The following is a 22,952-nucleotide window of genomic DNA, read 5'->3' on the forward strand; positions in this document are numbered from 1 at the left end:
CGCCTATGGTCGCCCTTTTGCCTCAAACCATCATGATGGGGAACCCGCCAGCCGAGGGCCATCAGCCTTCCAAGGCAGATCTTGCAGATTGGATGCAAGAGACTGAAAGCCTTGCTGCCGGTGGCGGGCTTTCTTACGTCAACAGCAGCCTGGCGGATCTGGCTCTGCGATCCGGCGTGGCCGATGGGGAATTTGCCCTTTTGTTGAACACCGAGGCAGAGGCCGGGGTATATGAGCGCGACGGCGGGGCCTGGCTGAAGGTGGCTGACATTCCGGCGATCTTTCTGGAAAGTATGGCCGCTGTGCAGGCTCAGGGGTTTGCCCAGGCGGCGCAGGCTTCTAAAGACGCGGCGCAGGGATATGCAGGCGGGGCCAATGCATCTGCGCTGCTGGCAGCCGCTGCGGCAGAGGCATCGGGTAATGTCGTTTTTGTCAATACCTATGCCCAGGCGAGTGCGATCTGGGCATCTCTGCCGGTGGATACATTGATCGAGGTGATGATCGATGAGAGCCGTGGCGATGTGCGCGCCCGCTACCGGGTGGAACCTGGTGCTTTGGCGTTCATTATGACGCTTGGCAGTTTGCACCCAGATCAAAATCTGGCGGACCTGCAGGATATAGAAGCCGCCCGCAACAATCTGGAGCTGGGGAAATATCAGACAGTCATATTTGGCGGCATTCAGTCTGATGGTGTTGGCGAGTTTGCAAAAGGTGTGACGGGTGGCGGGTACGGTTTGAGCATCTCCCGGTCGGGGGATCGTATCGATATTTCCCCAACGGATCTGGCTGGGGGGTACGATATCAGCAAGAAGATGTCATATAACCCGGCAGTTGGCGTCTGGCAGATCAGCGGCGGGGTTTCTGTCGGCGGGGTGATGTCATGCTTTGGCCCGGATTTTGAAAAGATCTCGATGATCCGATCAAATAATAAGTTTATCGCTGGCCTGGAAGCGGCGGGCCTTGTTTTCCGGGTAAATGAAGATGTGACCCCTGAGACGGACAGCGCCAGAGTTGAACCGGCTGGGATCGCCGCGCCTTCACCGATCAGCTTGATGACGCGCGAAATGGGGGATGCGCGATACGGCCAGCGTTTTACCAGTGGCGCGCAGGCGCTGGTTAGCGGTGGGTTGATCACTCTCGCGCATGGCCTCGGCAAGGCACCTGGTCTTGTGATGTACCGCCTGAAATGCCTGACGGCTGAGCATGGCTATTTGGTTGATGATGAAATCATTTTGGGCGGCAACACAGGTGGTGGCGGCACCAATCGGATCGCCACGGCGCGCGTTGACGCCAGTTCTATCTATGTACGGTTGTCCTCTGCCGCTGTTGTTTTTGCGGCTGGGCACAGGGACACCGGCGTTTTGGTCGGTCTGACCAACGGAAACTGGGAACTCTATGTGGAGGCAGTGGCATGATTGAAGCGCCAGCTCTGGAAACCAAACACTACTGCGATGCGCAGGGCGTCTACCTCGGGGCCTTTTCTGGCGGCGCTGAACCGCCAGAGGGGGCAATTGAACGGCCAGCGCCCCAGAGCGCTGCGGCCCTGTGGCTGAATGGCGAATGGGTTGAGCCTGACCCTCTTGCTGCATTGCGCGCCGGGGCCTTCCTGTCGCGCCAGGCCTTCTGTCTGGCCTTGTATCGCGAGGGAATTTTGACTGAGGTCGATTCCATTGCGGCTGCCCGTGGGGATTGGCCGGCGACTCTGGATGCGCTTCTGGCTTCCAAGCCTGATGTGGATCAAGCAGAGGCCAGGATCGTCTGGGCCACCTCGACAGAGGTGCGCCGCCTGCATCCGCTGTTGGCGATGATCGCAGCCCATATGGGGATCGATGATCTGGGCCTTGATGCGATCTTTGGTTTGGTTGCGCCGGGCGCAGGGGAGTGACGATGATTGATCAGAAGATCCAGGGGGTAGCCAATATCTCCACGCTTAGCGGGGCCGCGATTGCGGGATTTGGAGCATTTACGCTGACACAGTGGCTTGCCATAGGCGGATTTATTTTGGCGCTAGCCGGGTTCGGCGTGAACCTCTGGCACAAGGTCGCGACCTACCGGCTGCAGCGCCGCGAATTGCAGCTCAAGCTGGCTGGAAAGCTGCCCAGCTAATCCAAAGAAAACTCGAACCTGAAACCAACCCTGCCTCTGGCGGGGTCTTTTGCATTGGAGAAACACATGAAACTGATTGCAGACTGGAAGGCCACGCTTGGTAAGTCCTGGTCTCTTTGGCTGATCGCGGCAAGCTTGGTTCTGTTGGGTGGATATTTTCTAGCCCTGGTCAAGCCCGGCATGCTGGGCTGGGATCCGATGTATTTTGCCATCGCCTCGGCCACATGTCAGGTGCTGGCCATTCCTGCGCGGCTGGTGCTGCAGAACGGGTTGTCCGGGCTTGCCGCGTTCCGGCGCGATCAGTCTGGCGCGGTGCGTCGGCGCACGGTTGGCCTGATCGCGGGCAGTGGCATCGCGCTAACCTCGGCCATTACCTTCATTGGCCAGTGGGAAGGTCTGCGCGTGGATGCCTACCGCGATGTCGTGGGCGTCTGGACCGTCTGCTATGGCGAAACCAAGGGGGTGCAGCGCGGCGATCGCTACAGCAAGGCAGACTGCGATGCCATGCTGGCGCGCGAGATCCTGGCCTATGAGGCGGCGCTGGATCGATGCCTGAAACATCCGGTGCCGGTGGGCATGAAGATCGCCCTGGTCAGCTGGACCTACAACGTCGGGGCAGGGGCCGCCTGCACATCGACCCTGGTGCGAAAGGCCAATACTGGGGATCTGGCCGGGGCCTGCAATGAGCTGCCGCGCTGGAACAAGGCGGGCGGGCGCGTCTGGGCCGGGCTGGTCAATCGGCGCGGCGCTGAACGGGCCATGTGCCATCAGGCCCTGAAAGAGGCGGCATGATCCCGGCTGTGCTCTCACGCAATCTGCCCGGTATTGCCCTGGTTGCTGTGCTGGCCGGGGTGGTCTGGACAGTGGCGGATGCCTTCCAGGACCGCGCCCGGCTGCGCGCCGATCTGGCCGCTACCCGGTCGGATCTGGCAACGGCGCAAGCCAGCCTGCAGCAGGCCGCCGAGACCGCCCGCATTCACCGCGCCCACCTCGATCGCGCCGCCGATGAGGCGCGCCAATGGTCGGCGCTTTCAAATGACCTGCAACAGATGGGAGGCCGCGATGCGCCTTTATCCCCTTTGCTTGGTGCTACTGCTCAGCGCTTGTTCCGATCGGGCCAGTGAGCCGGTGATACCGCCGCCGCGAGTGCCGGCGGATTTGCTGCAGCCCTGCGCCGGATACACCGGCCCGCTGCCGCAGACCGAAGGCCAGATCTCGGATGCCCTCATTGCCGAGGCGCGCGGGAGGCGCTGTGCCAATGGCAAGCTGGCAACTGTTGCCGAGGTTCTGACCCAATCGGCCCTTTAAGGGCTGGATCATTCACCCCCAATTACATGAGGCCAAACCATGCCACAGACCGATCCCTTTGCGACCCAAGCCCGAGGGCTGACCAGCCCGGCGACTCGCCATTTTGCCATTGTGCCAGCCGATGGCGCTGACCTGCCAACGCGCCCTCGCGTGTTGCGCGCGCTGACTTCGGGCGATGTTGCCCTGCGTGACGCAGCCGGGGTGGTGATTATCTATCCCGTGGCTGCCGGGGAAACCCTGCAGTTTTCTGCGGTCGGGGTTGAAGCAACCGGCACCACCGCGACCGTTGTGGGGTGGGTGTAATGCTGGGACTTGGCCTGAGCTTCTGGGCCGGGTCCGCGCTGACGGCACTGCCGAATGAAGGCGGCGGCGGATTTAGTCCGGCGTCTCTTTTTGCAAGTGGGGAATCTGGCGTCTGGTATGACCCATCTGACCTTTCAACTCTCTGGGCCGATACATTCGGCACGACACAGGCGGTCCTTGGCGGTGCCGTCGCGCGCATGGATGACAAATCTGGCAACGGAAACCATGTCACCCAAGACACATTTGCCGCGCGTGCCATCCTGCGTCAATCGGTGGCTGGGGAGTATTACCTAGAGTTCGACGGGGTAGATGATTACCTACTCACTGCGGCCGGAATTCTCGGGGGCGCCGCTACCGTCTTCACGCTTGCGGCGGGTGTCTCAACCGAGGGGGGAGCCGGGACATCAGGCAATGACCGGCCACTGTCTCTTGGCAACGCTACTCTGGGCACCGCCGGCGGCTCCGCAAGAGAAACCTTCGGGCAAGCTCAGGACGGGTCACTCCGATACGATGGGGCTTTTACTGCTGGTGCCCTTTCCTTGCCAAGTGAGTTTGTTCGCTTGTCCAGCCGTAACGGGGGATCAGTTTTGGATATGATTAATGCGGCGGAGAGTATAGGCGCGACTGCTACTCTGGTATCTACCATAGACGAAGTGGCAATTTGCGCGCCTGCAGGGGCAGCGTATGCGCAGGCAAACATCCACGGCGTGATCGTCATTAATCGGGTTTTGACGGCTCAAGAGATTTCGGACACCGAGACATACCTTGCAGAAAAAGCCGGGGTGACGCTATGAGGATTACAGCCGCGGCGCCAGCCGCCATACTGGATGATTGCAATGATTTCGCAATGGTCTTGGCCTTTGGTCCTGCCGACAACCTGACGTACCGTGACCCGAGTTGGCAGGACGCCGAGGGAAACCTCTACGCCGTTGCCTCCTTTCTCGTGCGCCCAGAGTGGATATCGGCGGCCCAGGCCGGGCTTGTGCGCCCGGAGTGGGACACGCAGCCTTACGTCATAAATATGGCAGGGGCAAACCGAGCGCAGGCTGCGTTGGTATTCTGGCATACCGGTATGGAAGTTGCTGCGCCACAGGCCGCGACATTAGCCTTGACGGCTATCGGCGGTGCTGACGGCCGGGCGGCTCTGGCCATGATGGGGTTGTTCAGATCGGGCAACTGAAGTGCTGGGCAAGGGCATCCCGGTCTGCGGCGCGCAGGTCGGCGGCGAATGGATCCCAGACTTTGAGGGGGCGACTGTTTGAAGATGTTGAGGTCTTTGACTTCAAGCGGCTTCAGCAGTGACTTCCAGGTGCATCCCAAGCGCTCTAAAGGCCTCTTCGATCTGAGCCAGCTTTGTTTCGTGATTCGGATCAAACAGGCGGTCGATTTTGGTGCGCGACCAGCCTGTTGCCCTTTGGAGGTCGGCGCGGGTCATGCTTGCCGCCATTAGCGCCCAATAGAGTTGCAGCTTGATGCCTAGGGCCAGCGGAATGGATGCTCCGTGATTTTCTGAGGGGTGAGGGATTTCTTGGAATGCATCCATCCGAGCAGCGATGGCTTCTATGACCGCATTACGGCCCGATGCCCTGGCCTCCTCTTCGCTTTCTCCGAAGGATGTGACTTCGGGAAGGTCGGGGCAGGTCACCAGAAAGGTGTTGTTGTCGTCAGGGGTCAGGTCGATTGGGTAAAACATGGCTGGTTCCTTTGCGGGTGACCCCGGCCTTATTTAAGGCCGAGGTCTTTGAGTATCTTGTTTACGAGGCCGGTCCCGAGTTCTTTTCTTGAACCGTGCATGGGCAACTGTGAGGTCTTGTCGCCTAGCCGAACCGTCTTGTGTCCACTTCCGCCCTTGTGTGTTTCGAAGGTGCATCCGTGGCGCTTGAGTAGCTTCTCCAATTCTTTGCTGTTCATGGGTATATATTACACACAACTGTATAATCAAGTCAACAGAAGTGTGTAATTATTGCGGGGAATCCGCTTAGGATTTTGCCATCACAACGCGGGGCGGATAGATGGTGTTCGCTGTGACGTGTTCCGCATAAATTACGAACCGATTACGCACGCGAGTATGCGAATGTGTGGCGAAATAAAACGGGTATCGATGCTGTCCCGGGTTAGCAGTTAGACCCCGTTCCGCGTGGTTTAGGTTGACTCGGCTTTGGCTGTTTCGTTTTCTCCCGAGTATAGGAGTACCAAATGTCGAACCAACAAGTGCTAGCTGAACATGGCGTCGGGCTCTGTATCCTCGGCCTCGGGTTCTCCACCGCTGCAGCGCCGCTGTCTTCTGTCGCTCTTATCGGTGTCGCACTCTTTGACATTTGGCGCAATTTTCGGCACACAAAACGCCAAGCCGCGCGAGACGCCGGAATGGCCAGGCTAGCCTCTCTCGGTATCACCGACCGGCAGGCAGAGGTGGCACTGAATTATCTAAAGGACTTCAAAACCCAGTTCGAAGTGGATCCGGCCTCACTAAAGGATGCCCGCACAAGGGGCGCTTTCCCGCAAACCCTGTATGATACACTCTTTGACCCCAAAACGATCCCTGCAGATGACCGCGTCCCCGAGGCGCTTTTTGCTATTGTTGAAGGGGCTTGGGATGTTCTGCGACTGGAAGATGACGTCCACAAACTCTTCACCCAAGAAAGCCTATCGCACTTGGAGATGCAGCTCGGCACAAGGTTTGATGTGCTGGAAAAGCGTCTTGCCGCCGACATTGCCGATCTCAGGGAGATGGTCGAAGTTCTCACCCGTCAACTGGAGGGCAAACGACTTCAAATGTCCACCACTGCGCAGACGCTGCTGGACAATGAGAATTTTATCGTCGCTCTCGCTTTCCGCTATGCCGAAGGCAGCCCTCAGGATCTTGCCGCCGCGCTCGGCGGCCTTGAACACGCTCTCGAGGTCGCAGCAGAAGAACGGGAGCGGGGCAAGCTCCTTGGCAACACTGATGATGCTGTGAACGCTGTCATCGCTCAGGCCGATGCCTTGAACGCGGCCGGTCAGATCGATACCGCCGCGGCTTTGCTAGCGGAGGAGGAGGCGCGCGTGCAAGCTGGTCTGATCCGGCTGTGTGACAAAGGCATCTCCCAAGCAGTTTTGACCCGCGATGTTGAAGCTGCCGTTGTCTATGAGTTGAAGAAGCTACCGTTGGAGGCACCGGAGCTAGATGACCATTTCAGCTATCTCAACGGTGTCTTTGTCGAATGGTGCACGCGCGGCGATCTGCAGGGCCTGAATTTCGATGCCGAAGTGGCCATTGCGCTTATGAGACATATGGTGGGCCACTTTGGCCGTGAGCCGGACAAGAAAGATGCGTGCCTTATCAACCTCGGGGTTGCGCTCCAGAAGCTAGGGGCGCGGGAGAGCGGTACCGCGCGGCTGGAGGAGGCCGTTAGCGTATACCGCGCGGCACTCGAGGAACTGTCCCGCGACCGGGTGTCGCTCGGCTGGGCAACGGCCCAGATGAATCTCGGTGCTACGCTCGCCACCCTCGGGGAGCGAGAGCGCAGCACCGCGCGGTTGGAGGAGTCCGTCATCGCCTCCCGTGCGGCACTCGAGGAACTGCCCCGCGATCGGGTGCCCATCGAATGGGCAACGGCCCAGATGAACCTCGGGAATGCACTCCGTTCCCTTGGAGAGCAGGAGCGCGGCACCGCGCGGCTGGATGAGGCCGTTAGCGCATACCGCGCAGCACTCGAGGAACTGACCCGCGATCGGGTGCCCCTACTATGGGCGAAGAACCAGATGAACCTGGGGAATGCGCTCACCAACCTCGGGGAGCGGGAGCGCGGCACCACGCGGTTGGAGGAAGCCGTTAGCGCATACCGCGCAGCACTCGAGGAACGGCCCCGCGACCGTGTGCCCCTTGATTGGGCAATGACCCAAATGAATCTCGGGAATACACTCCGTTACCTTGGGGAGCGGGAGAGCGGCACCGCGCGTCTGGAGGAGGCGGTTATCGCCTTCCATGCGGCACTCCAGCAATGGACCCGCGATCGGACACCTCTCGAATGGGCAAACTCCGTCGGCAGCCAAGGGGTTGTCCTTCTCGTGTGGGCGGACCGGGCGAGCGATGTGTCTCTCGCAGTTCGTGCCCGTGATCAACTGATTGAGTCTGAAAAGACGCTGCGCGAAGGCGGGCACGCGATATGGGCACAGATCTTCGCCAGCCAGATTCTCCGGGCAGAGGCACTTATAATTCGCCTCACCGCGCCTGACTGAGCCAAAGCGATTGCCTTTCATAGAACTGTTAAATCCGACATGTGTGCGAGGCGTTGCATGAGCAATGCGGGTTCCAGACCTGCGCTTGAAAGAAACGCGCCCCAACATCCGCTTGGGCTGAGGGCAGTCATCCACGGTCTCAGATGAAGTACGCTTTTTTTACGCTAAAACTGTGTAATATTTTGTTTTTGAACAAATTTCACATGCCTCTCGACCGCACCATTATCAAGACCCAAGATAATGATAATGTCTGGTGAAATCGAGAACGCGATATCTTGCGTTCTGCAAGCCCCCCATTCTACCACGCATGTCTGCACAGCGCTCAATCCAGATGTGGCCCCTGTGGCATTCAGTTCCGATTGGCTTGCTGTCTAGTCGATCTTGATCTCCCCTTCTTTTTCGCCCTATTGGCCGTGTATCGATAAATGCCGAAGCCTTTCCGCATCTCTATTAGCGGTAGCTGGGGGTGCCATTTGCTGCTTTCTTTTCGAAGATGTGAACCAGGCAACCCAGCGGAAATCAATTCATCCTGCCGCCAAGGCTTCGAATCGCTGGCGCAGGCTATTTCTGGACCGTCATGTATTTTTCAAACTTCCCGCCAAGTTTAACAAAAACATACCACCTGAAGCTGAAACGAAAACTACCCTCGCGAGAATTATTTGGCTTAAATCGAAAGCCTATACCATATTCAGTATGGTGTAGGGGGTGATAGCACTAGTCTATACATTTTATTGAAAATTTTATTAGACTGTGGCAGATTGATATTCCGGAAGTCGTGGAGACATCGGAACTGACGAGTTCGGATCTGTCGGAAATATCACGTATTCCCAAATCGCATATATGCCAATAGCTGCCTTATTTTCTCGGAAGTATCCTGGGGAGGAATGCATTTGCGTACCAATATTATGCCACGCGTCGTTGCGCGAAATCACAAAGTAATCCTAATTGCCGGTGGTGCCGGTTTCATTGGATCAAACCTCTGCCATCGTTTTTTGGATGATGGGCACGAAGTTATCTGTGTCGATAATTTTCAAACCGGCAGCAGGCGTAACGTTGCAGAGTTTTTAAAGCGACGTTATTTCAGATTGATCCAGCATGATATCTGTGACCCGATTGATATATCTGGGCCTGTTCATGAGATATATAACATGGCCTGTGCTGCCTCACCGGATCGGTATCAGGAAGGTCCGATCCACACCTCCAAGACCTGTTTTCTCGGCGCGCTCAATCTGCTTGAGCTGGCCCGCAGAAAGAAAGCCCGGATTTTGCAATCCTCCACCTCGGAGGTTTATGGCGATCCCGAAATTTCTCTGCAGGATGAAAGCTACCGCGGCTGCGTCAACACCTGCGGCCCCCGCGCTTGCTATGATGAAGGGAAGCGCATGGCGGAAACATTGTTCTGGGAATATGGCGCCCACAAGGGGCTTGAAACGCGGATTGCCCGGATATTCAACACCTACGGCCCCAACATGGATCCCGAAGACGGGCGCGTTGTGTCAAACTTCATTGTGCAGGCTCTGAAAGGCGAGGATCTGACCATCTACGGCACCGGCACGCAGACCCGCTCTTTTTGCTATGTGAGTGATCTTGTTGATGGGTTGATCCAGCTAATGGCATCGGATGAGAAGATGCCGGTCAACCTGGGTAACCCCTGCGAATTTACCATGCTGGAACTTGCTGAAAAGGTCGTCAAAATGGTGCGGTCGCGGGCAGGCATCACGTTTCGACCGCTGCCGCAGGACGATCCCAGACAACGCAGACCCAATATTGAACGCGCCAAGACGATCTTGGGATGGGTGCCGAAAGTGAGCCTGAACGAGGGATTGAGCACCACAATTGAGTGGTACCGTGAACGATTGGCGGTGGATAAGGAAGCGGAGGCACCGGTAGGACAATGAACCATGCGTCCTCAATCCTTGTTACGGGCGGCGCTGGGTTTATCGGCTCGCATAGCTGCAAGGCCTTGAAAATGGCCGGGTATCTTCCCGTTGTTTTTGATAATTTGTCTACCGGACATGCAGAGGCCGTCCGTTTTGGCCCCTTTGTGCAGGGCGACATACGCGACTGCGATGCGGTTGTAGCCGCGATCTCAAAGCATAAGATCACTGCCATTTTGCATTTTGCAGCCTCCGCCTATGTCGGAGAGAGCGTGCAGCAGCCAAATGCCTATTACGACAATAACGTCGGCGGCATGATTTCATTGCTAAAAGCCGCAAGCGCAACCGATATCAAGCGGATAGTCTTTTCATCAAGCTGTGCCACCTATGGTGTGCCCGAAACCTTGCCAATTGTTGAGACAACGCCACAGGTGCCGATCAATCCCTATGGCCGGACCAAGCTGATTGGCGAGCAGATGCTGGAAGATCTCGCCCGTGTGAGCGATCTGACATTTGCCTGTCTGCGGTACTTTAATGCCGCAGGGGCGGATCCCGAAGGCCAGCTGGGCGAGCAACATGATCCCGAAACCCACCTTGTTCCGCTTGCCCTGATGGCCGCGTCGGGGCAGCGGGAGGTCTTGTCTATTTTTGGTGATGATTACCCGACGCCGGATGGAACCTGCATTCGCGATTATATTCACGTGGCCGATCTGGCGAGGGCGCATGTTCTGGCGCTGCAGCATCTGATGCAGGGGAAGCCGTCGATCAAGCTGAACCTGGGCAGTGGGAGGGGGCATTCGATCCTTGAAATCGTGCGCGCCATCGAGGCAAAGACCGGCCGGAAATTACCCATCAGGATTGAACCCCGTCGCGCCGGTGATCCGCCATCGCTGACAGCAGACCCTTCGCGCGCTGCCGAGGTGCTGGGGTTTCGTGCCGAGCTGTCCTCGCTTGAGCGGATTATTGAAGACGCAGCCCCTTGGTTTGGGTTGAAATGCAATGTCGCGGCCTGACCCCGGATATCGCAACCTGTCCCGTATAATTGTGGGACGTAAACGGGTTCTGTTCTTGGCCCTGCTGGGGATATGGGGGGCGGCGACGCTCTGGTTCTGGACCTGGTGGTTCGCACCTGAACATATCGCGTCGCCCTGGCGGTTTGCATTGGTGACCGGGCTATTGGGGTGGCTGAGTTTCCTGCAATGCTACTTCATCTATTTTGCGATGCGCGCTGTTCGCTCCTGCGCGCCCGATCCAGTACCGGGGCAGTTCCGCGTGGCGATGATCGTGACCAAGACACCTTCAGAACCGTTTGAGGTCGTTCAGACCACCCTTGAGGCGATGCTGGCACAGGACTATCCCCATGATACCTGGCTGGCAGATGAAGATCCCAGCCCGGACACCATAGATTGGTGCAACCGCCACGGTGTGAGGATTTCCAGTCGCAAGGGGGTTGAAGACTATCATCAGGCGGTCTGGCCTAGGCGAACGCGCTGCAAGGAAGGCAATCTTGCCTATTTCTACGATCACTGGGGCTATGCGGAATACGATATCGTCAGCCAGCTAGATTCCGATCACGTGCCGCAGCCGGGATACCTGCGCGAGATGTTGCGCCCCTTTGCGGATGCGGATGTGGGCTATGTAAGTGCGCCATCAATCTGCGCCTCGAACGCCTCCCGGAACTGGGCGGCGCGTACGCGATTGCACACCGAGGGGGCATTTCACGGGGTTCTGCAGGCGGGTTATACTGCGGGGTTTGCGCCGATGTGCATCGGATCCCACTACGCCGTGCGGACCTGCGCCTTGCAGGAGGCGGGCGGGTTGGGCCCTGAACTGGCCGAGGATCACTCCACGACAATGCTGATCAATGCGGCAGGCTGGCGGGGGGTGCATGCGCTGGATGCGATTGCCATTGGCGACGGTCCGACAACGGTGGCCGATCTTGCGATCCAGGAATTTCAGTGGTCCCGCAGCCTGGTGACGCTGTTGTTGGTACATACGCCGCGCTATTTGCGACAAATGCCAATGCGGCTGAAATGGCAGTTCCTGTTTTGTCAGCTGCTCTATCCGATATTCGGCGTGACTTTCTTGCTGATGTACCTGTTGCCCATCCTGGCGGTTGTGTTTGATTTTCGCTATGCAGAAATTACCTTTCCACAGTACCTGTCGCACGCGATGCCACAGATCGCGGCCTTGCTGCTGCTGGCAACTGCGTTGCGGCGGCAAAAGGTCTTTCGGCCGGTGGATGCCCCCCTTATCAGCTGGGAACGAACCTTGTTCCTGATGCTGCAATGGCCCTGGGTCCTATGGGGCTGCATTTCGGCCGTGCGGGACAGCTTGACAGGGCGCTTTGTCGATTTCAGGATCACCCCCAAGGGCGACACCGGGCCAACCCGTTTGCCGATGAAGGTCTGGGCTGTCTATGCAATTCTGGCTTTGGGGTGTATCCTGCCTGTGTTGCTGGCCGGAAATCTGGAGCAGGCGCAGGGGTTTTACCTGCTGACGTTGTTTTCCGGGAGCCTCTATACCGCGACGCTCTCCGTGACAGTGCTGAGACATTTTCACGAGAACGGATGGCCCGTAAAACTGCAGTGGCGGGATGTTGTGGTTCAGACAGGTGTTGTGGCCACCATCGCGACTTTGCTGTTTAGCGCCTTTGCAATTCGCGCAGCAGAAAGCGTCTATGCGCTGTCGATCGGCCTTGAACCGGTGAAGATCGTTGAGGTGCAGGTCAACGTCGCGGGGGCAGGCAGCGCAAATCGAGAACCGTTTGGCTATAGGTTTAATTTTGAATGGGGTGATGAAACCGCCCCAGTGTGGTGACCAAAACAGGAGGACCAGGTCTATGGAACGTTTCAAACCAGTCTCTCGCGCCAGGCGCATACTTGCGGTGGGTGCAATCGCGGGGTCTCCACTCATTCTGGCCGCTGCTGCTCTTCCGCCAGGCAACATACCCTATGGCGCATTTGATCCTGTAGGGGATTACAGCGAGGAAACCGATGTGATGATCGAGCATGTCTTCCTGCCGTGGGAGGATGTGTCGCTGATTTCCCTGCTGGATGCCGATGAATATGCACTGGAACGCGGGCGCGCCCTGATGGTCACTGTCGAACCCTGGACCTGGACGGTGGATGAACGCAACACACCTGAATTTCTGCGCAATGGCATCCTGAACGGCTATTATGATTCAAATATGCGCGGCATCTGCCAGGTGCTCAAGGATCTGCAAAGCCCAATCTCTGTGCGGTGGGGGCAGGAAATGGAGCGCGACGAAGGCCAGTTCATCTGGTCAGGCTGGGAGCCGGAGGACTATATCACCTCGTTCAAGCGGATGATTGATATCTGCCGGGACCAGGCCCCTGATATCAGCGTTGTCTGGTCGCCTGCCGGGGATGACGGGCTGGAGAAATATTATCCCGGTGACGACTACGTCGACCTTGTCGGCCTGTCGATTTTTGGGCTTGAACAATGGGAGACCGAAATTCTAGGCGGGTCGCGTCCATATCAGCAATGGCTGGACGAAACCTATGCCCGCGTAGCCGTCTTTGGAAAACCGGTCATCGTTGCCGAACTTGGCTTTGCCGGCAGCGCCAGCTACGTCGCGCAATGGGAAGGAGAGGTCCGGAAGCCCCAGCCCGAAAAACCGCTGTTGTCCGGTGTGGTCTACTTTAACCAAAAAGAGGTCTACCCTTGGCCCGATGGCTATGGCTTGCCGGATTGGCGCCTGGAAAACCGGGTGAACAGCAATTAGCGAGAATTCGCCACTCATACAGCCGACACAAATCAACCGTTGCTTAAACATATGAATGCCCTATTCAGGCGCAATCAAGGTGGGGTAACCACCGACGCTAGTTAGAGGCAGTGAGCATGTTTATCAAAACGGCGACCAATTGGGTGTCAGCGACACTCAGTGTTGGACTTATCGTGGCACTCTCTACCATCCCAGTGGCTGCAGTGGCCGAGCAGCAGAGCAACAATCGAACTCAGAATGTTTATGCTTTCAATTGGATGGCCAATGTCAAGACTGTTAGCAAACGCGAAGAAGCACGTGCACGCAAGGCTGCTAGACGCGCCTCTTTGAGGAGCACGCGCGGCGGTGCCACGTGGATTTGTTCTCCGGCGGGGTTTGGTCAGCCGTCACGTTGCCATCCCAGCTAGAGCCGTGATCTCTGCGATACGGGACCCAATCTGAACAACGACGTCAAGCAAAGCTGCCCCATCCGTTTGTGCGGTGCAAGGCGGCTGCCAATAGGGTTGGCTTGCGGTAAGGTGTGTCGCGAAACTTGGGGAGGGCTGTATGGGAACGACGTTCAGCCGAAAGACCGCCATAGCGCTCGACAACTACAGCTAGGCCTTCTGGCAATTTGGAGCGGCAATGCTGCTGGATGCAGCGCTGCCCGGCAGCGATCTAGCAATCCGGTGGCAGGGCAGGGGTATTATCGTTGCGCCAGCAGTTCTCCGATAACTTTGGGTTGCATGACGGCATCAAGACAGGGGGAGGTATCGGGCAGTGTCCGACAGGCTCTCGATAGGGCTTTCAGGGTCCGTCTGCCTGCAAATCCGTCCGGGAGGCCAATAGCCTTGCCCTGTTGTTTGAATCTTGATTGCAGCACGAAAATTGCAAAATTCGGGTTACTTGCAAAGATATCCATGCCAAAGGCGGTGGTTTTCAGATCTGGTCGGCTTTCGAATTCCGTGGCGAATTGGTCAAACTGGTCAAAGCGGCGTGTGCTTGCCAGTTTCAGGGTGAAGCTCAGCCGCTCCCGATCCGCCGGGTCAAGAAGTTGGGAATATTTCTCCAGATAAATGGCGGCCTGTTCCGGTGCCTTTCTGACATTGAGCCGGTTGCCATCGCGTACCAGCTGGATCAGGAATTTGGCGGCGTCGGGGTTGCCATCTTCTGATGCCTGCTCCAGCAAGTGGATCGCATCCGGGCCGCTTGCGCGCATATTAATTCCGTATAGCTGGCGCAGGGCCTCCAGCTTGGCGACACGGGTTTCACCCGCCGCACGCGCCTTTTCGGCAAAGGCTTCAAATTGTCCACGCCGGTCCGCCCCAAGGTATCCGAACATCGCACCTTCAGCCAGGGTTGCCCAGGCGGCGCCAGTGCCCAGTTCTCCGCTTTGGATCAGCAGGGCCTTTGCGGCCTTGGGGTCAACCCGACGCCACATCATATCCGCACCGAGGTGCAGGATACCCTCGCCATTGCCCGCCTTTGCCGCTGCTTTGAAAAGCGCAGTGGCGCGGGGCCGATCTTTGGGAAGGCTTCCGCCGTAAAACAACAATTTGCCAAGCGCGACTTCGGCCTTTGCATCGCCCGTGTCCGCGGCGCGTTCCAGCAGCAGGACACCGGCAGCAATGTCTTGGTCCATGATCCGGCCATCGATAAGTTGTTCACCCAGGGTGCGCATGGCATTTGGGCTTCCCTTCATCGCTGCCGAATTTAGATAGCTGTGCGCTTTTATGGGGTCAGCCGGTGTTCCTTCCCCCCACAGGAATGCCCGCCCCAGCGTCTCCTCTGCTAGTTGATTGCCTTTGTCGGCGGACTTTTGCAGCAGACGCAGCCCCGTTTCGGGGTCAGCCTCAACATAAAATCCGTCCAGCAGGGTTTTTCCCAGCACCGCTTGCGCTGCGGTGTGTTCCGCAGCTGCCGCCTGTGAAATTAGCGCCAGCCCCCGGTCCTTGTCCTGGGGCAGGTCTCTGTTGCCGTAAAGAAGGATCTCGCCAAGCTGAAGTTGCGCGTCAACTGCCGCCGGATCTGCGGCAGCGTCCTGCAAGGCTTCAATGTCAAGCGTTTGGGCGTGGATGGCTGGTCCGGTTGCACTGAAAAAAACAACAAGACTGATGCCAACCAGTTTCAATAGAGGAGGACGTACGGACATTCCCTTTCCCTCATTATTTATCCCTATATTAAATGTACCTGTGGCTGTCTTTGTCAAATGAATACGGCGGGCATGGATTTCTGGTTATTAAATACCAGAAGGGGGCTGCCGTATTTTGGGGGTATTTGAATTTTCCGGTATTACCATAGCGTGCAAGTGCGCGGCCGGTTTCTAATTTTGGTCTTCACCGGACGTCTGGCCCAAAGCCACACTGAAGAGAAGGGCGAAATTGCGCTGGAATATAATAATGGGAAACGGCGGTGAGCAAATGCCAATCACAACCAGTTAGTTTTCTCTGCTGGAAACGCGGCGGGTGTCCAGTCTGCTTAGGACGCTGTCAAACGCCTGGCCCGTTGGAGTCAGGATCAGATCATCATTGACCAGATTCAGCTGCGGAGTATGGCCGCGCCAAGTATAGGGATTGGCCGCAAACCAGGCATGCCTTTCCACGAAGGGCAGTCCCTCCATCATGCGGATCGCCCCTTCAATGAATTTGGCGTTCTTCAGATAGGTTGTGGATCCGGGGCGGCGCCAGTCGATATGGGCAAATTCGGTAACCCAGATCGGGCGATTGTATTCCTTGTGTACGGCTTTCAGCCAGTTGCGAAACTCTGCCACATTTCCGTTTTTGGAATAATAATGTACTGCCATGAAATCGACCCGCAGCCCGCGCGCTTCGACTTCGTTCATAAAGCGGCGCTGCCAGGAATTCGCGCCCAGGGTTCCGCCTTGTTTGGTGGCAGGGCTGCCAAGGCGCAGGCCGCGCCGTTCCAGCTTGGGCCACAGTTTGATCGCACGCGCAACAGATAGCCTGCGTTCGCCGTCCGGTTCGTTGAAGCCCAGCAGATGCCGCAGGGGCAGGTCGGATTGTATCGGCTTGTTCACATCCGACGCATTGTGAATCATGGGGACGAATTCCACACTGCGCCGGTGGCGGGATTTGGAATACATCTGATCGGGACGCCAGTTGTAATACCAGCCAAGTGCGGGCGTATCTTCCAGCCACTTCAACATGGTGTAGCTGGAATTTTCCCAGGCACCGACACCGGCCTTCTGGGCCTCTGCTGATCCAACCATCATCATGGCCAATAGTGTAGCAAACAAATAGCGCAGCATGGGCCTGTCTTTCCAAATTGTTGCCTCCGCAAGCCGCCTGCCACGGCTTGCAGTCAGGACGGACTAACGCGTTAAAGCGGCCATTCTTAGGCGAGAAATGGGTGGAAATGGTTAATTCTGTCGCTCACGTTTTTGCCGCAGGGCCTAATTTCTGCTAAATTATTGGGACAACTCTTGAAGAGTTGGTTTCTGGGGAGGAAATCATGACCATTTTTAAGAAAATTCTTGGAGCTGTTTTGGCCTGCCTTATCGGTCCCACTGTTGCTGCCGCGCAAAGCCAACCCTCTGAGATGCCGCTGGCCTCATTTTGCGATCCTTTGATGTCGTCCGGGGACAGGGACGTTGAAAAGAGCGATCGTGACGAAGATGTGCTGAGCGAGAGGCGTCGTTACGACCTAGAACAATCAGAGCCACTGACCACGCCAGAAAACATCATGGATGTGATGTTTGAGGAGAAATGGAACCTTGAAACAGGCGAGCCGATCGCCCGTTACGAATTGTGCAGCGCCGAGCCAAGCTACGTCGTGCTATGGACGCGGCTGATGCGCGAGGTTGATGCTGGTGAATTGGACACCGATGCCGAAGGGTACATGGCGATCCAGAAAGACGGGGCATTTAAGCTGGTCTTTGCCAAACGCCCTTACACCGGATCATGGGAGTTGGACGGCACTGAAATGGTGCTGTCAGCAGATTGGCTGAACAAGGGGCAGCCGTACCGAACACCGGTTGAAATTGTTGAAACGCCCGTGGAAACCACAGATCCCGAGGGTAAGCAAAACACCTATACTGAAACGATGTACCAGCTTGGGGCGTTCCGCTTTTTCAGACTGCCGACAACGGTGAAGGGCGCAGAAAGGGATTGCAGCTGCGCGAATGCCAATAAGTGACCCCATCTCGCGGCGCCCGGTTTTGAATAGGCCAGCAGCGGCAGGCAGGGCGGCAAAAGGGCAGGCGATCTCCAGCGCGGATTTTGTGTCCTGTGTTTTCGCGTTTGCGCGTTTTAAATATGCCTAAGTCGCAATCATATGGGGGGGGCGCTGCTGGTGATTTAGGCGAATGCGCGGGAGCACTTGCGCTCTCGCAGGGGGGGATCTTGTGATCCTGCGGGGCGCAAAGACAGACTTGTGGCATGACAACTCCACTGCGTCTTATGGTGTTTACCGATCTTGACGGCACATTGCTTGATCACGACACCTATTCTTGGGCGGCGGCGCAGCCAGCGCTTGCTGCTCTGAAAAACCTGTCTGCAGCGGTTGTCCTGGCCAGCAGCAAAACCGCCGCCGAGGTGGGCAGGTTGCGCGCGGCTTTGGGGGTGCAGAACTGGCCCGCCATCGTCGAGAACGGGGCAGGGCATCTGCCGCCTGGTGTCAGCTCTGTGCAGGGGGGCTCTCGCTATGCGGATTTGCGCCAGGTTCTTGCCGGACTGCCCCCGGATCTGAGCCAGAATTTTCGCGGCTTTGGGGATGTCACGCTGGCACAACTGGGCGAGATGACCGGGCTGCCGCCCGCTGCGGCACAGATGGCGCAGCAGCGTGATTTTTCCGAACCGGGGCAATGGCTGGGGACGGCGCAACAGCAGGCGGACTTTCTTGCCCTTCTGCAGGCGCAGGGCGTGCGCGCGCAACAGGGTGGGCGTTTTCTGACGCTCTCTTTTGGCGGCAACAAGGTCGACCAGCTGCGCAGGATTGTTCAGCGTTATGCCCCCCAGCATACAATCGCGCTGGGGGATGCGCCGAACGATGTTCAGATGCTGGAGGCAACTGATTTTGGGGTGGTCGTGGCCAACCCGCATCGTGCCCCCCTTGCGCCGCTTCGGGGCGAGGCAGAGGGCCGGATCATCCGCAGCACAGCCCCAGGTCCGCAGGGCTGGAATGCGGCGATCATTCATCTCCTAGATCGATTGCAATTGAACAAGGGCTAAGGCGTATGGCTGATTTTCATCAGAACGGAAACATCACGACACTGCACAATCTGCGCACCCGGTCGGCCGATCAGTTGGAGCATGAGCTTGCCGTTTTTGCCCAGTCCCGCAAAATCTCGCTGATCCTGCCCTGTCTGTATTCCGAATTGGAAGGGGAGGCCATGCCGCATATCCTGACAGAGCTGGCAAGTGTCAGCTATCTGCACAGGATCATCATTGGTCTGGATGCCGCCGATGAAACCCAGTACCGCCGGGCCAAGGAATTCTTCAAGGGGTTGCGGCAAAACCATATCGTCATCTGGAATGACAGTCCCAGAATGCTGGCGCTGGGGGCACGGCTAGAGGCCTTGGGCCTGGCCCCAACCGAGAAGGGCAAGGGCAAGAATGTCTGGGCCAGCCTCGGCTATCTGATTGGCTGCGCCGATAGCGCTGTCATGGCGATCCATGATTGTGATATTCTGACTTACAACAAAGAGATGCTGGCCCGCTTGGTCTATCCGATGGCCAACCCCAGCTTTCCCTATCAGGTGGCCAAGGGGTATTACCCGCGTATCGGCGGCGACAAGATCAATGGCCGGGTCACGCGCCTGTTGGTCAGTCCCTTGCTAATTGCGCTCAATCGGGTGATCGGCAGCCGAGATTACATCGATTATCTACGCAGTTTTCGCTATCCCCTGTCGGGAGAGTTTGCAATGCGCACGGCTATCCTGCCGGATCTGCGCATCCCATCGGATTGGGGGTTGGAAATCGGCGTCTTGTCAGAGGCCTGGCGCAATCTTGCGCCCAAGGCGGTCTGCCAGGTTGATATCTCGGATGCCTATGATCACAAGCACCAGGGGCTCAGCCCAGGGGAAGCAAACGCGGGGCTGAACCGGATGTCGACTGATATCTGCAAGGCGATTTTCCGCAAGCTGGCGGCGGATGGCACCATCTTTACCCCCAATGTCTTTCGCACCTTGAAGGCCACCTATTATCGCTGCGCGCTTGACCTGCTAGAGGCCTACTACAACGATGCCAAGATGAACGGCCTGTCGATAGATCGCCATACCGAAGAGACCTCGATCGAGCTGTTTGCGGAAAACATCATGCGCGCGGGGCAGATGTTTCTGGAAAACCCGCATGAGACGCCGTTTATTCCAACCTGGAACCGGGTTCATGCCGCCGACCCCACCTTTCTGTCGGATATGACCGCCGCCGCCAAGGCGGATGAAATGGACTATACCTAGGCCTGTTGCGCAATATGCGCACCGGGTTTGGATGTGCGGAACATGCACACGAAAAACGACCGCGCGTGTGGTGTCAATGCAGGTGACGGCGCGTCGCGCTAGCCCCGGTTGGTGATCCAGCGACATTGATAGGGCGAAAGAACCAGCGCGTCCTGCTTCATATCGACTTCCTCTCCGGTCAGCAGATCAACCCAGGTTTCATCCTCGATCAGGTTCATCGACATATGCGGCAGGGTTGTGGGCTGGTCGCTGACATTGTGCAGCGCAAAGATCGACTGATGCCGATCCAGGCTTTGCCGCCAGACGCCAAAGATCTTGTTGTCCAGCGGCATGGTGAACTGGGTCGCATTGGGGTGAAAGGCGGGTTGCCTGGCCCTGATCTTCAACCGGTCTGACAGCGCCGCCAGAACCCGTGCCTGCAAGGAACTGGGGTCATCCAGCAGGGCGTTCAGCGTTGGGTAATCCCAACGGTGCCGGTTGATCGCACGGTTCATCCCGCGCCGCGCGACCTGGTCGTGATCATTGGGCGTGGCCAGCATCGCGTGAATGTAGAATGCCGGGATCCCTTCTAGCGACATCACGATCGTTTGCGAACATAAGAACCGATCAAAGTGGTGGTCGTCTTCGCCCGAAAATGTCTGCCGGGTTGCCTCAAAGAAGGTGGTGTTGATTTCATAAGGTGCCTCGCCTCCATCCGGCAAGGCCCGCATCGAGACCAGCCCGCCGGTCTGCTTGATCGTATCAAGCATCTTTTCCTGCTCCCGGTCTGGCAGGATGCCTTCGACTGGGCGCATACCAATCCCATCGTGGCTGGCAGTGAAATTCAGATAGGCGCATCCCAGCTGGGCTGGGGGCATGCCGCTCTGCCAGCGGCGCAAATACTGAGCAGACCCGGACAGGACCGCATGTAGAATCAAGGGCGGCAGCGGGAAGTTATAGATCGCGTGGGCTTCATTGCGGTTGCCAAAATAGCTGAGATTTTCAGCCTTTGGCACATTGGTTTCCGTCAGCAGGATAATGGTTTCGGTGGCGTAGTCGCACAAGAGCCGCATCAGTTGCACAATCGCATGGGTCTGGGGCAAATGGATCGAGGCGGTGCCAACCTCTTTCCATAAAAATGCAATTGCATCCAGGCGGATGGTTCGCACGCCGTTGTCCACATGCAGGCGGATAATTCGCAGGAATTCTAGCAGGACCTCGGGGTTACCAAAGTCGAGATCAATCTGGTCATGGCTGAAGGTGCACCAAACATGGCGCGGGCCATTGGCTGTTTCGACCTCTTGCAGCAGCGGCGTTGTGCGGGGGCGAACCACCGCGCGCAGGTCATCCATCGGCGAGGCTTCGAAGAAAAAATCCGCATAGGGCGCCTGGCGCTGACGGTAGCTGTTGAACCAGCTTCCCTGACTGGAGACATGGTTCAGCACCAGATCGGACATCAGGTGAAAATCTTTGCCGATCCGGTTGATATCCGGCCAATCCCCCAGCTGAGGGTTCACGGTGCGAAAATCCGACACCGCAAAGCCATCATCAGAGGTGAAGGGAAAGAACGGCAGGATATGTACCCCGTTGACGACCCCGTTCATCCGGCGAAGCAGGAAATCATGCAGAAGGTCCAGTGGTTTATGGGCACCATCCAGGATGGAGTTGCCATAGGTGATCAGCAGCGCGTCGCGTTCCGTCCACAGATTGTTGCTTGGCCGCCGCCCACGTTTGCGACGATGTGTATTGTCGGGCCAGAAGGCGGCGATAATTTTGCTGGAAAGCGCTGCGGCATCCATATCAGGATAGATCTGCCGGATCAGCGCCGCCAACCGGTTTGAGAATGCATCTGTCTGGTCGTTAGGCATGTGAAAAGGAAATCTGAAAACCCGCGCAACACAAGGCTTTGGCGGTGTTTTGGGTCACAAAGCCCGGATCATCGGCAGCCCCGGTGGCCCGCCGTCAGATTTTGACCATTGCTGACTAAATATTAGGCATTTACTGGGGCGGTTCCGGTGCAGTCGGAGCTAGTCCAGGAACAGGCCAAAATAATCCTGTGCCTCGGACAGTTTTTTGACCCGGCGTCCGGCGGTATCCCCAAGGCTGGCGCTGACATCCTGCAGCAGCAGGTTCAGCCCGGTGGTAATGCCTTGCGGCATCGCCAGGAAAAAGTGGGTCTCTGCCGGGTAGCGCAGGACATAGGGCGTGATGCCGCCAGCCCAGTCGCAAAATTCGTCTGCTAAAACAATGACATCAATGCCACGCTCTTGTGCGAGTGCCGCCAGACGCGGGCCATGCGCCCCGTAGCGGTAGACATCCATCATGATCAGCGCAACCCGTTCGCCGGGCTCTGGCAGCAAGCCGGCATAGACGCCGTCGATCCCATCTTCGAGGTGAACCTTGTTGCGCAGATAGGACAGGCGGCGGAAAAAGCCGTCGGCAAGGAAATGCATGGTTTGAAAGCCGGTTACATGCACCGCATCCGAGTGCGCAACCAATTCGACGATCTGTTCCCAGAGGGCGCTGCCACGCAGTTCAAAGGCGGCCTCAACAGAGGCCCGGCTTAGCTGAAGATCCTTTATGGCCTTTTCAGAGCTGGGGCGCGAAAAACTATCTTCAAACCGTTTGTCGACGCGGTCATTCCCTGGCCTATAGGTGTTCTGGATGGACTGTGCGCGCGCATCAGCTGTGTCGGTGAAGCCGATTTTGCGGAAAAACCGGGTCAGCGTCATGGTGCTCAGGTCAAGTTTCTTGGCAATGTCAGCGTTCTTTTCGACAATCACCGCATCTGGGCGCGCCAGAAAATAGGCCGCGATCCGCTTCTCTTTTTGGGTGAGCTTTGATTCTGCCTTGGCGATGGCATTGGCCAATAGATCCTGCTCTTCCTGCACCTTTCGCCCCCTTCTTCCCCTGTGCTTACTGTTTCATCACATGTAATTTATTATTATATTCAACTGTATAACAGCAAATGTTTTCCAGCAAACTTTTTTTATAAAGATGTTTGCTTGATAACATT

Annotated in this window: 23 protein-coding genes; 17 read left to right on the top strand and 6 right to left on the bottom strand. The window is 57.3% G+C overall.

All coding sequences use genetic code 11. From position 1 onward, the window contains the following. Window positions 1–5: 5 nt before the first annotated feature. The 9 genes from ACN0VH_RS18920 to ACN0VH_RS18960 all read left to right on the top strand — a co-directional run bounded on the left by ACN0VH_RS18920 (window position 6) and on the right by ACN0VH_RS18960 (window position 4,897). Window positions 6–1,415, top strand: coding sequence for a hypothetical protein (locus tag ACN0VH_RS18920; RefSeq protein WP_417701961.1), 1,410 nt, complete (start codon window positions 6–8; stop codon window positions 1,413–1,415). Next, entirely contained in the window at window positions 1,412–1,885 is a 474-nt protein-coding gene (locus ACN0VH_RS18925; protein ID WP_417701963.1) for a hypothetical protein, read from the top strand. Before ACN0VH_RS18920 ends, ACN0VH_RS18925 begins: the two co-directional genes overlap by 4 nt. A gap of 2 nt (window positions 1,886–1,887) precedes the next feature. After that, window positions 1,888–2,106, top strand: a complete 219-nt coding sequence (locus ACN0VH_RS18930; RefSeq protein WP_417701965.1) for a phage holin family protein — start codon at window positions 1,888–1,890, stop codon at window positions 2,104–2,106. 66 nt (window positions 2,107–2,172) lie between these two features. Further along, window positions 2,173–2,898: a lysozyme gene (locus ACN0VH_RS18935; protein ID WP_417701967.1), complete on the top strand. Its 726-nt coding sequence runs from the start codon at window positions 2,173–2,175 to the stop codon at window positions 2,896–2,898. Next, window positions 2,895–3,230: a hypothetical protein gene (locus tag ACN0VH_RS18940; protein ID WP_417701969.1), complete on the top strand. Its 336-nt coding sequence runs from the start codon at window positions 2,895–2,897 to the stop codon at window positions 3,228–3,230. Before ACN0VH_RS18935 ends, ACN0VH_RS18940 begins: the two co-directional genes overlap by 4 nt. Window positions 3,231–3,234: 4 nt before the next feature. Next, the gene (locus ACN0VH_RS18945) at window positions 3,235–3,414 is read left to right on the top strand and encodes a hypothetical protein (RefSeq protein WP_417701971.1); all 180 of its coding nucleotides are present in this window, start codon (window positions 3,235–3,237) and stop codon (window positions 3,412–3,414) included. Between the two features lie 39 nt (window positions 3,415–3,453). Next, window positions 3,454–3,717, top strand: coding sequence for a spike base protein, RCAP_Rcc01079 family (locus ACN0VH_RS18950; protein ID WP_417701973.1), 264 nt, complete (start codon window positions 3,454–3,456; stop codon window positions 3,715–3,717). Beyond that, complete coding sequence (locus ACN0VH_RS18955; protein ID WP_417701975.1) at window positions 3,717–4,511, top strand: hypothetical protein; 795 nt, start codon at window positions 3,717–3,719, stop codon at window positions 4,509–4,511. The genes ACN0VH_RS18950 and ACN0VH_RS18955 overlap by 1 nt, the downstream gene beginning before the upstream one ends. Further along, window positions 4,508–4,897, top strand: coding sequence for a hypothetical protein (locus tag ACN0VH_RS18960; RefSeq protein ID WP_417701977.1), 390 nt, complete (start codon window positions 4,508–4,510; stop codon window positions 4,895–4,897). Before ACN0VH_RS18955 ends, ACN0VH_RS18960 begins: the two co-directional genes overlap by 4 nt. Window positions 4,898–4,999: 102 nt before the next feature. Here ACN0VH_RS18960 and ACN0VH_RS18965 read toward each other — a convergent pair whose 3' ends face one another. Then, on the bottom strand, window positions 5,000–5,410 hold the full coding sequence (locus tag ACN0VH_RS18965; protein WP_417701979.1) for a type II toxin-antitoxin system HicB family antitoxin: 411 nt from the start codon (window positions 5,408–5,410) through the stop codon (window positions 5,000–5,002). Window positions 5,411–5,439: 29 nt separating this feature from the next. After that, window positions 5,440–5,628: a type II toxin-antitoxin system HicA family toxin gene (locus ACN0VH_RS18970; RefSeq protein ID WP_417701981.1), complete on the bottom strand. Its 189-nt coding sequence runs from the start codon at window positions 5,626–5,628 to the stop codon at window positions 5,440–5,442. Window positions 5,629–5,913: 285 nt separating this feature from the next. On the opposite strand from ACN0VH_RS18970, the gene ACN0VH_RS18975 reads away from it, so the two are divergent. The 5 genes from ACN0VH_RS18975 to ACN0VH_RS18995 all read left to right on the top strand — a co-directional run bounded on the left by ACN0VH_RS18975 (window position 5,914) and on the right by ACN0VH_RS18995 (window position 13,563). After that, window positions 5,914–7,938 carry a tetratricopeptide repeat protein gene (locus ACN0VH_RS18975; protein WP_417701983.1) on the top strand — a complete coding sequence of 675 codons (2,025 nt, stop codon included), beginning with the start codon at window positions 5,914–5,916 and terminating at the stop codon, window positions 7,936–7,938. Between the two features lie 905 nt (window positions 7,939–8,843). After that, complete coding sequence (locus tag ACN0VH_RS18980) at window positions 8,844–9,836, top strand: UDP-glucuronic acid decarboxylase family protein (RefSeq protein ID WP_417702017.1); 993 nt, start codon at window positions 8,844–8,846, stop codon at window positions 9,834–9,836. Beyond that, window positions 9,833–10,828, top strand: a complete 996-nt coding sequence (gene galE, locus ACN0VH_RS18985; RefSeq protein WP_417701985.1) for a UDP-glucose 4-epimerase GalE — start codon at window positions 9,833–9,835, stop codon at window positions 10,826–10,828. Before ACN0VH_RS18980 ends, galE begins: the two co-directional genes overlap by 4 nt. Continuing rightward, window positions 10,815–12,635 carry a glycosyltransferase family 2 protein gene (locus ACN0VH_RS18990; protein ID WP_417701987.1) on the top strand — a complete coding sequence of 607 codons (1,821 nt, stop codon included), beginning with the start codon at window positions 10,815–10,817 and terminating at the stop codon, window positions 12,633–12,635. The genes galE and ACN0VH_RS18990 overlap by 14 nt, the downstream gene beginning before the upstream one ends. A gap of 22 nt (window positions 12,636–12,657) precedes the next feature. Continuing rightward, window positions 12,658–13,563, top strand: coding sequence for a glycoside hydrolase family 26 protein (locus tag ACN0VH_RS18995; RefSeq protein ID WP_278921277.1), 906 nt, complete (start codon window positions 12,658–12,660; stop codon window positions 13,561–13,563). Window positions 13,564–14,248: 685 nt separating this feature from the next. Here ACN0VH_RS18995 and ACN0VH_RS19000 read toward each other — a convergent pair. Together ACN0VH_RS19000 and ACN0VH_RS19005 are read right to left on the bottom strand one after the other, a co-directional pair. After that, window positions 14,249–15,694 (bottom strand): tetratricopeptide repeat protein, encoded by a 1,446-nt coding sequence (locus tag ACN0VH_RS19000; RefSeq protein WP_417701989.1) that lies wholly within the window; start codon window positions 15,692–15,694, stop codon window positions 14,249–14,251. 285 nt (window positions 15,695–15,979) lie between these two features. Further along, complete coding sequence (locus tag ACN0VH_RS19005) at window positions 15,980–16,810, bottom strand: glycosyl hydrolase (protein ID WP_417701991.1); 831 nt, start codon at window positions 16,808–16,810, stop codon at window positions 15,980–15,982. A gap of 203 nt (window positions 16,811–17,013) precedes the next feature. Here ACN0VH_RS19005 and ACN0VH_RS19010 point away from each other — a divergent pair, with 203 nt between their 5' ends. From ACN0VH_RS19010 to ACN0VH_RS19020, 3 genes are all read left to right on the top strand, one after another. Next, entirely contained in the window at window positions 17,014–17,697 is a 684-nt protein-coding gene (locus ACN0VH_RS19010) for a hypothetical protein (RefSeq protein WP_417701993.1), read from the top strand. Window positions 17,698–17,939: 242 nt separating this feature from the next. Beyond that, window positions 17,940–18,731 (top strand): HAD-IIB family hydrolase, encoded by a 792-nt coding sequence (locus ACN0VH_RS19015; protein ID WP_417701995.1) that lies wholly within the window; start codon window positions 17,940–17,942, stop codon window positions 18,729–18,731. 5 nt (window positions 18,732–18,736) lie between these two features. Beyond that, window positions 18,737–19,957 (top strand): glycosyltransferase family protein, encoded by a 1,221-nt coding sequence (locus ACN0VH_RS19020; protein ID WP_278921272.1) that lies wholly within the window; start codon window positions 18,737–18,739, stop codon window positions 19,955–19,957. Window positions 19,958–20,055: 98 nt separating this feature from the next. On the opposite strand, the gene ACN0VH_RS19025 is transcribed toward ACN0VH_RS19020, so the two are convergent. Both ACN0VH_RS19025 and ACN0VH_RS19030 read right to left on the bottom strand, forming a co-directional pair. Continuing rightward, window positions 20,056–21,804 (bottom strand): sugar phosphorylase, encoded by a 1,749-nt coding sequence (locus ACN0VH_RS19025; RefSeq protein ID WP_417701997.1) that lies wholly within the window; start codon window positions 21,802–21,804, stop codon window positions 20,056–20,058. A 159-nt stretch (window positions 21,805–21,963) separates the two neighbouring features. Continuing rightward, a complete protein-coding gene (locus tag ACN0VH_RS19030) occupies window positions 21,964–22,827 on the bottom strand; it encodes a MurR/RpiR family transcriptional regulator (RefSeq protein WP_278921270.1) in 864 nt (287 codons plus the stop codon). Window positions 22,828–22,952 lie beyond the last annotated feature (125 nt).

Origin of the sequence: Pseudophaeobacter sp., assembly GCF_048267565.1 — a bacterium.
In the GTDB taxonomy this organism is placed as follows: domain Bacteria; phylum Pseudomonadota; class Alphaproteobacteria; order Rhodobacterales; family Rhodobacteraceae; genus Pseudophaeobacter; species Pseudophaeobacter profundi.

Excerpts from the sequence above, each read along its gene's own strand:
- ACN0VH_RS18925 (WP_417701963.1), top strand. The coding sequence starts at position 1,412 with ATGATTGAAGCGCCAGCTCTGGAAACCAAACACTACTGCGATGCGCAG.
- ACN0VH_RS18955 (WP_417701975.1), top strand. The coding sequence starts at position 3,717 with ATGCTGGGACTTGGCCTGAGCTTCTGGGCCGGGTCCGCGCTGACGGCA.
- galE (WP_417701985.1), top strand. The coding sequence starts at position 9,833 with ATGAACCATGCGTCCTCAATCCTTGTTACGGGCGGCGCTGGGTTTATC.
- ACN0VH_RS18965 (WP_417701979.1), bottom strand. The coding sequence starts at position 5,410 with ATGTTTTACCCAATCGACCTGACCCCTGACGACAACAACACCTTTCTG.
- ACN0VH_RS18940 (WP_417701969.1), top strand. The coding sequence starts at position 2,895 with ATGATCCCGGCTGTGCTCTCACGCAATCTGCCCGGTATTGCCCTGGTT.
- ACN0VH_RS18980 (WP_417702017.1), top strand. The coding sequence starts at position 8,844 with ATGCCACGCGTCGTTGCGCGAAATCACAAAGTAATCCTAATTGCCGGT.
- ACN0VH_RS19000 (WP_417701989.1), bottom strand. The coding sequence starts at position 15,694 with ATGTCCGTACGTCCTCCTCTATTGAAACTGGTTGGCATCAGTCTTGTT.
- ACN0VH_RS19005 (WP_417701991.1), bottom strand. The coding sequence starts at position 16,810 with ATGCTGCGCTATTTGTTTGCTACACTATTGGCCATGATGATGGTTGGA.
- ACN0VH_RS18990 (WP_417701987.1), top strand. The coding sequence starts at position 10,815 with ATGTCGCGGCCTGACCCCGGATATCGCAACCTGTCCCGTATAATTGTG.
- ACN0VH_RS19015 (WP_417701995.1), top strand. The coding sequence starts at position 17,940 with ATGACAACTCCACTGCGTCTTATGGTGTTTACCGATCTTGACGGCACA.
- ACN0VH_RS18995 (WP_278921277.1), top strand. The coding sequence starts at position 12,658 with ATGGAACGTTTCAAACCAGTCTCTCGCGCCAGGCGCATACTTGCGGTG.
- ACN0VH_RS18920 (WP_417701961.1), top strand. The coding sequence starts at position 6 with ATGGTCGCCCTTTTGCCTCAAACCATCATGATGGGGAACCCGCCAGCC.
- ACN0VH_RS18975 (WP_417701983.1), top strand. The coding sequence starts at position 5,914 with ATGTCGAACCAACAAGTGCTAGCTGAACATGGCGTCGGGCTCTGTATC.
- ACN0VH_RS19025 (WP_417701997.1), bottom strand. The coding sequence starts at position 21,804 with ATGCCTAACGACCAGACAGATGCATTCTCAAACCGGTTGGCGGCGCTG.
- ACN0VH_RS18930 (WP_417701965.1), top strand. The coding sequence starts at position 1,888 with ATGATTGATCAGAAGATCCAGGGGGTAGCCAATATCTCCACGCTTAGC.
- ACN0VH_RS18935 (WP_417701967.1), top strand. The coding sequence starts at position 2,173 with ATGAAACTGATTGCAGACTGGAAGGCCACGCTTGGTAAGTCCTGGTCT.
- ACN0VH_RS18970 (WP_417701981.1), bottom strand. The coding sequence starts at position 5,628 with ATGAACAGCAAAGAATTGGAGAAGCTACTCAAGCGCCACGGATGCACC.
- ACN0VH_RS18960 (WP_417701977.1), top strand. The coding sequence starts at position 4,508 with ATGAGGATTACAGCCGCGGCGCCAGCCGCCATACTGGATGATTGCAAT.
- ACN0VH_RS19010 (WP_417701993.1), top strand. The coding sequence starts at position 17,014 with ATGACCATTTTTAAGAAAATTCTTGGAGCTGTTTTGGCCTGCCTTATC.
- ACN0VH_RS19020 (WP_278921272.1), top strand. The coding sequence starts at position 18,737 with ATGGCTGATTTTCATCAGAACGGAAACATCACGACACTGCACAATCTG.
- ACN0VH_RS18950 (WP_417701973.1), top strand. The coding sequence starts at position 3,454 with ATGCCACAGACCGATCCCTTTGCGACCCAAGCCCGAGGGCTGACCAGC.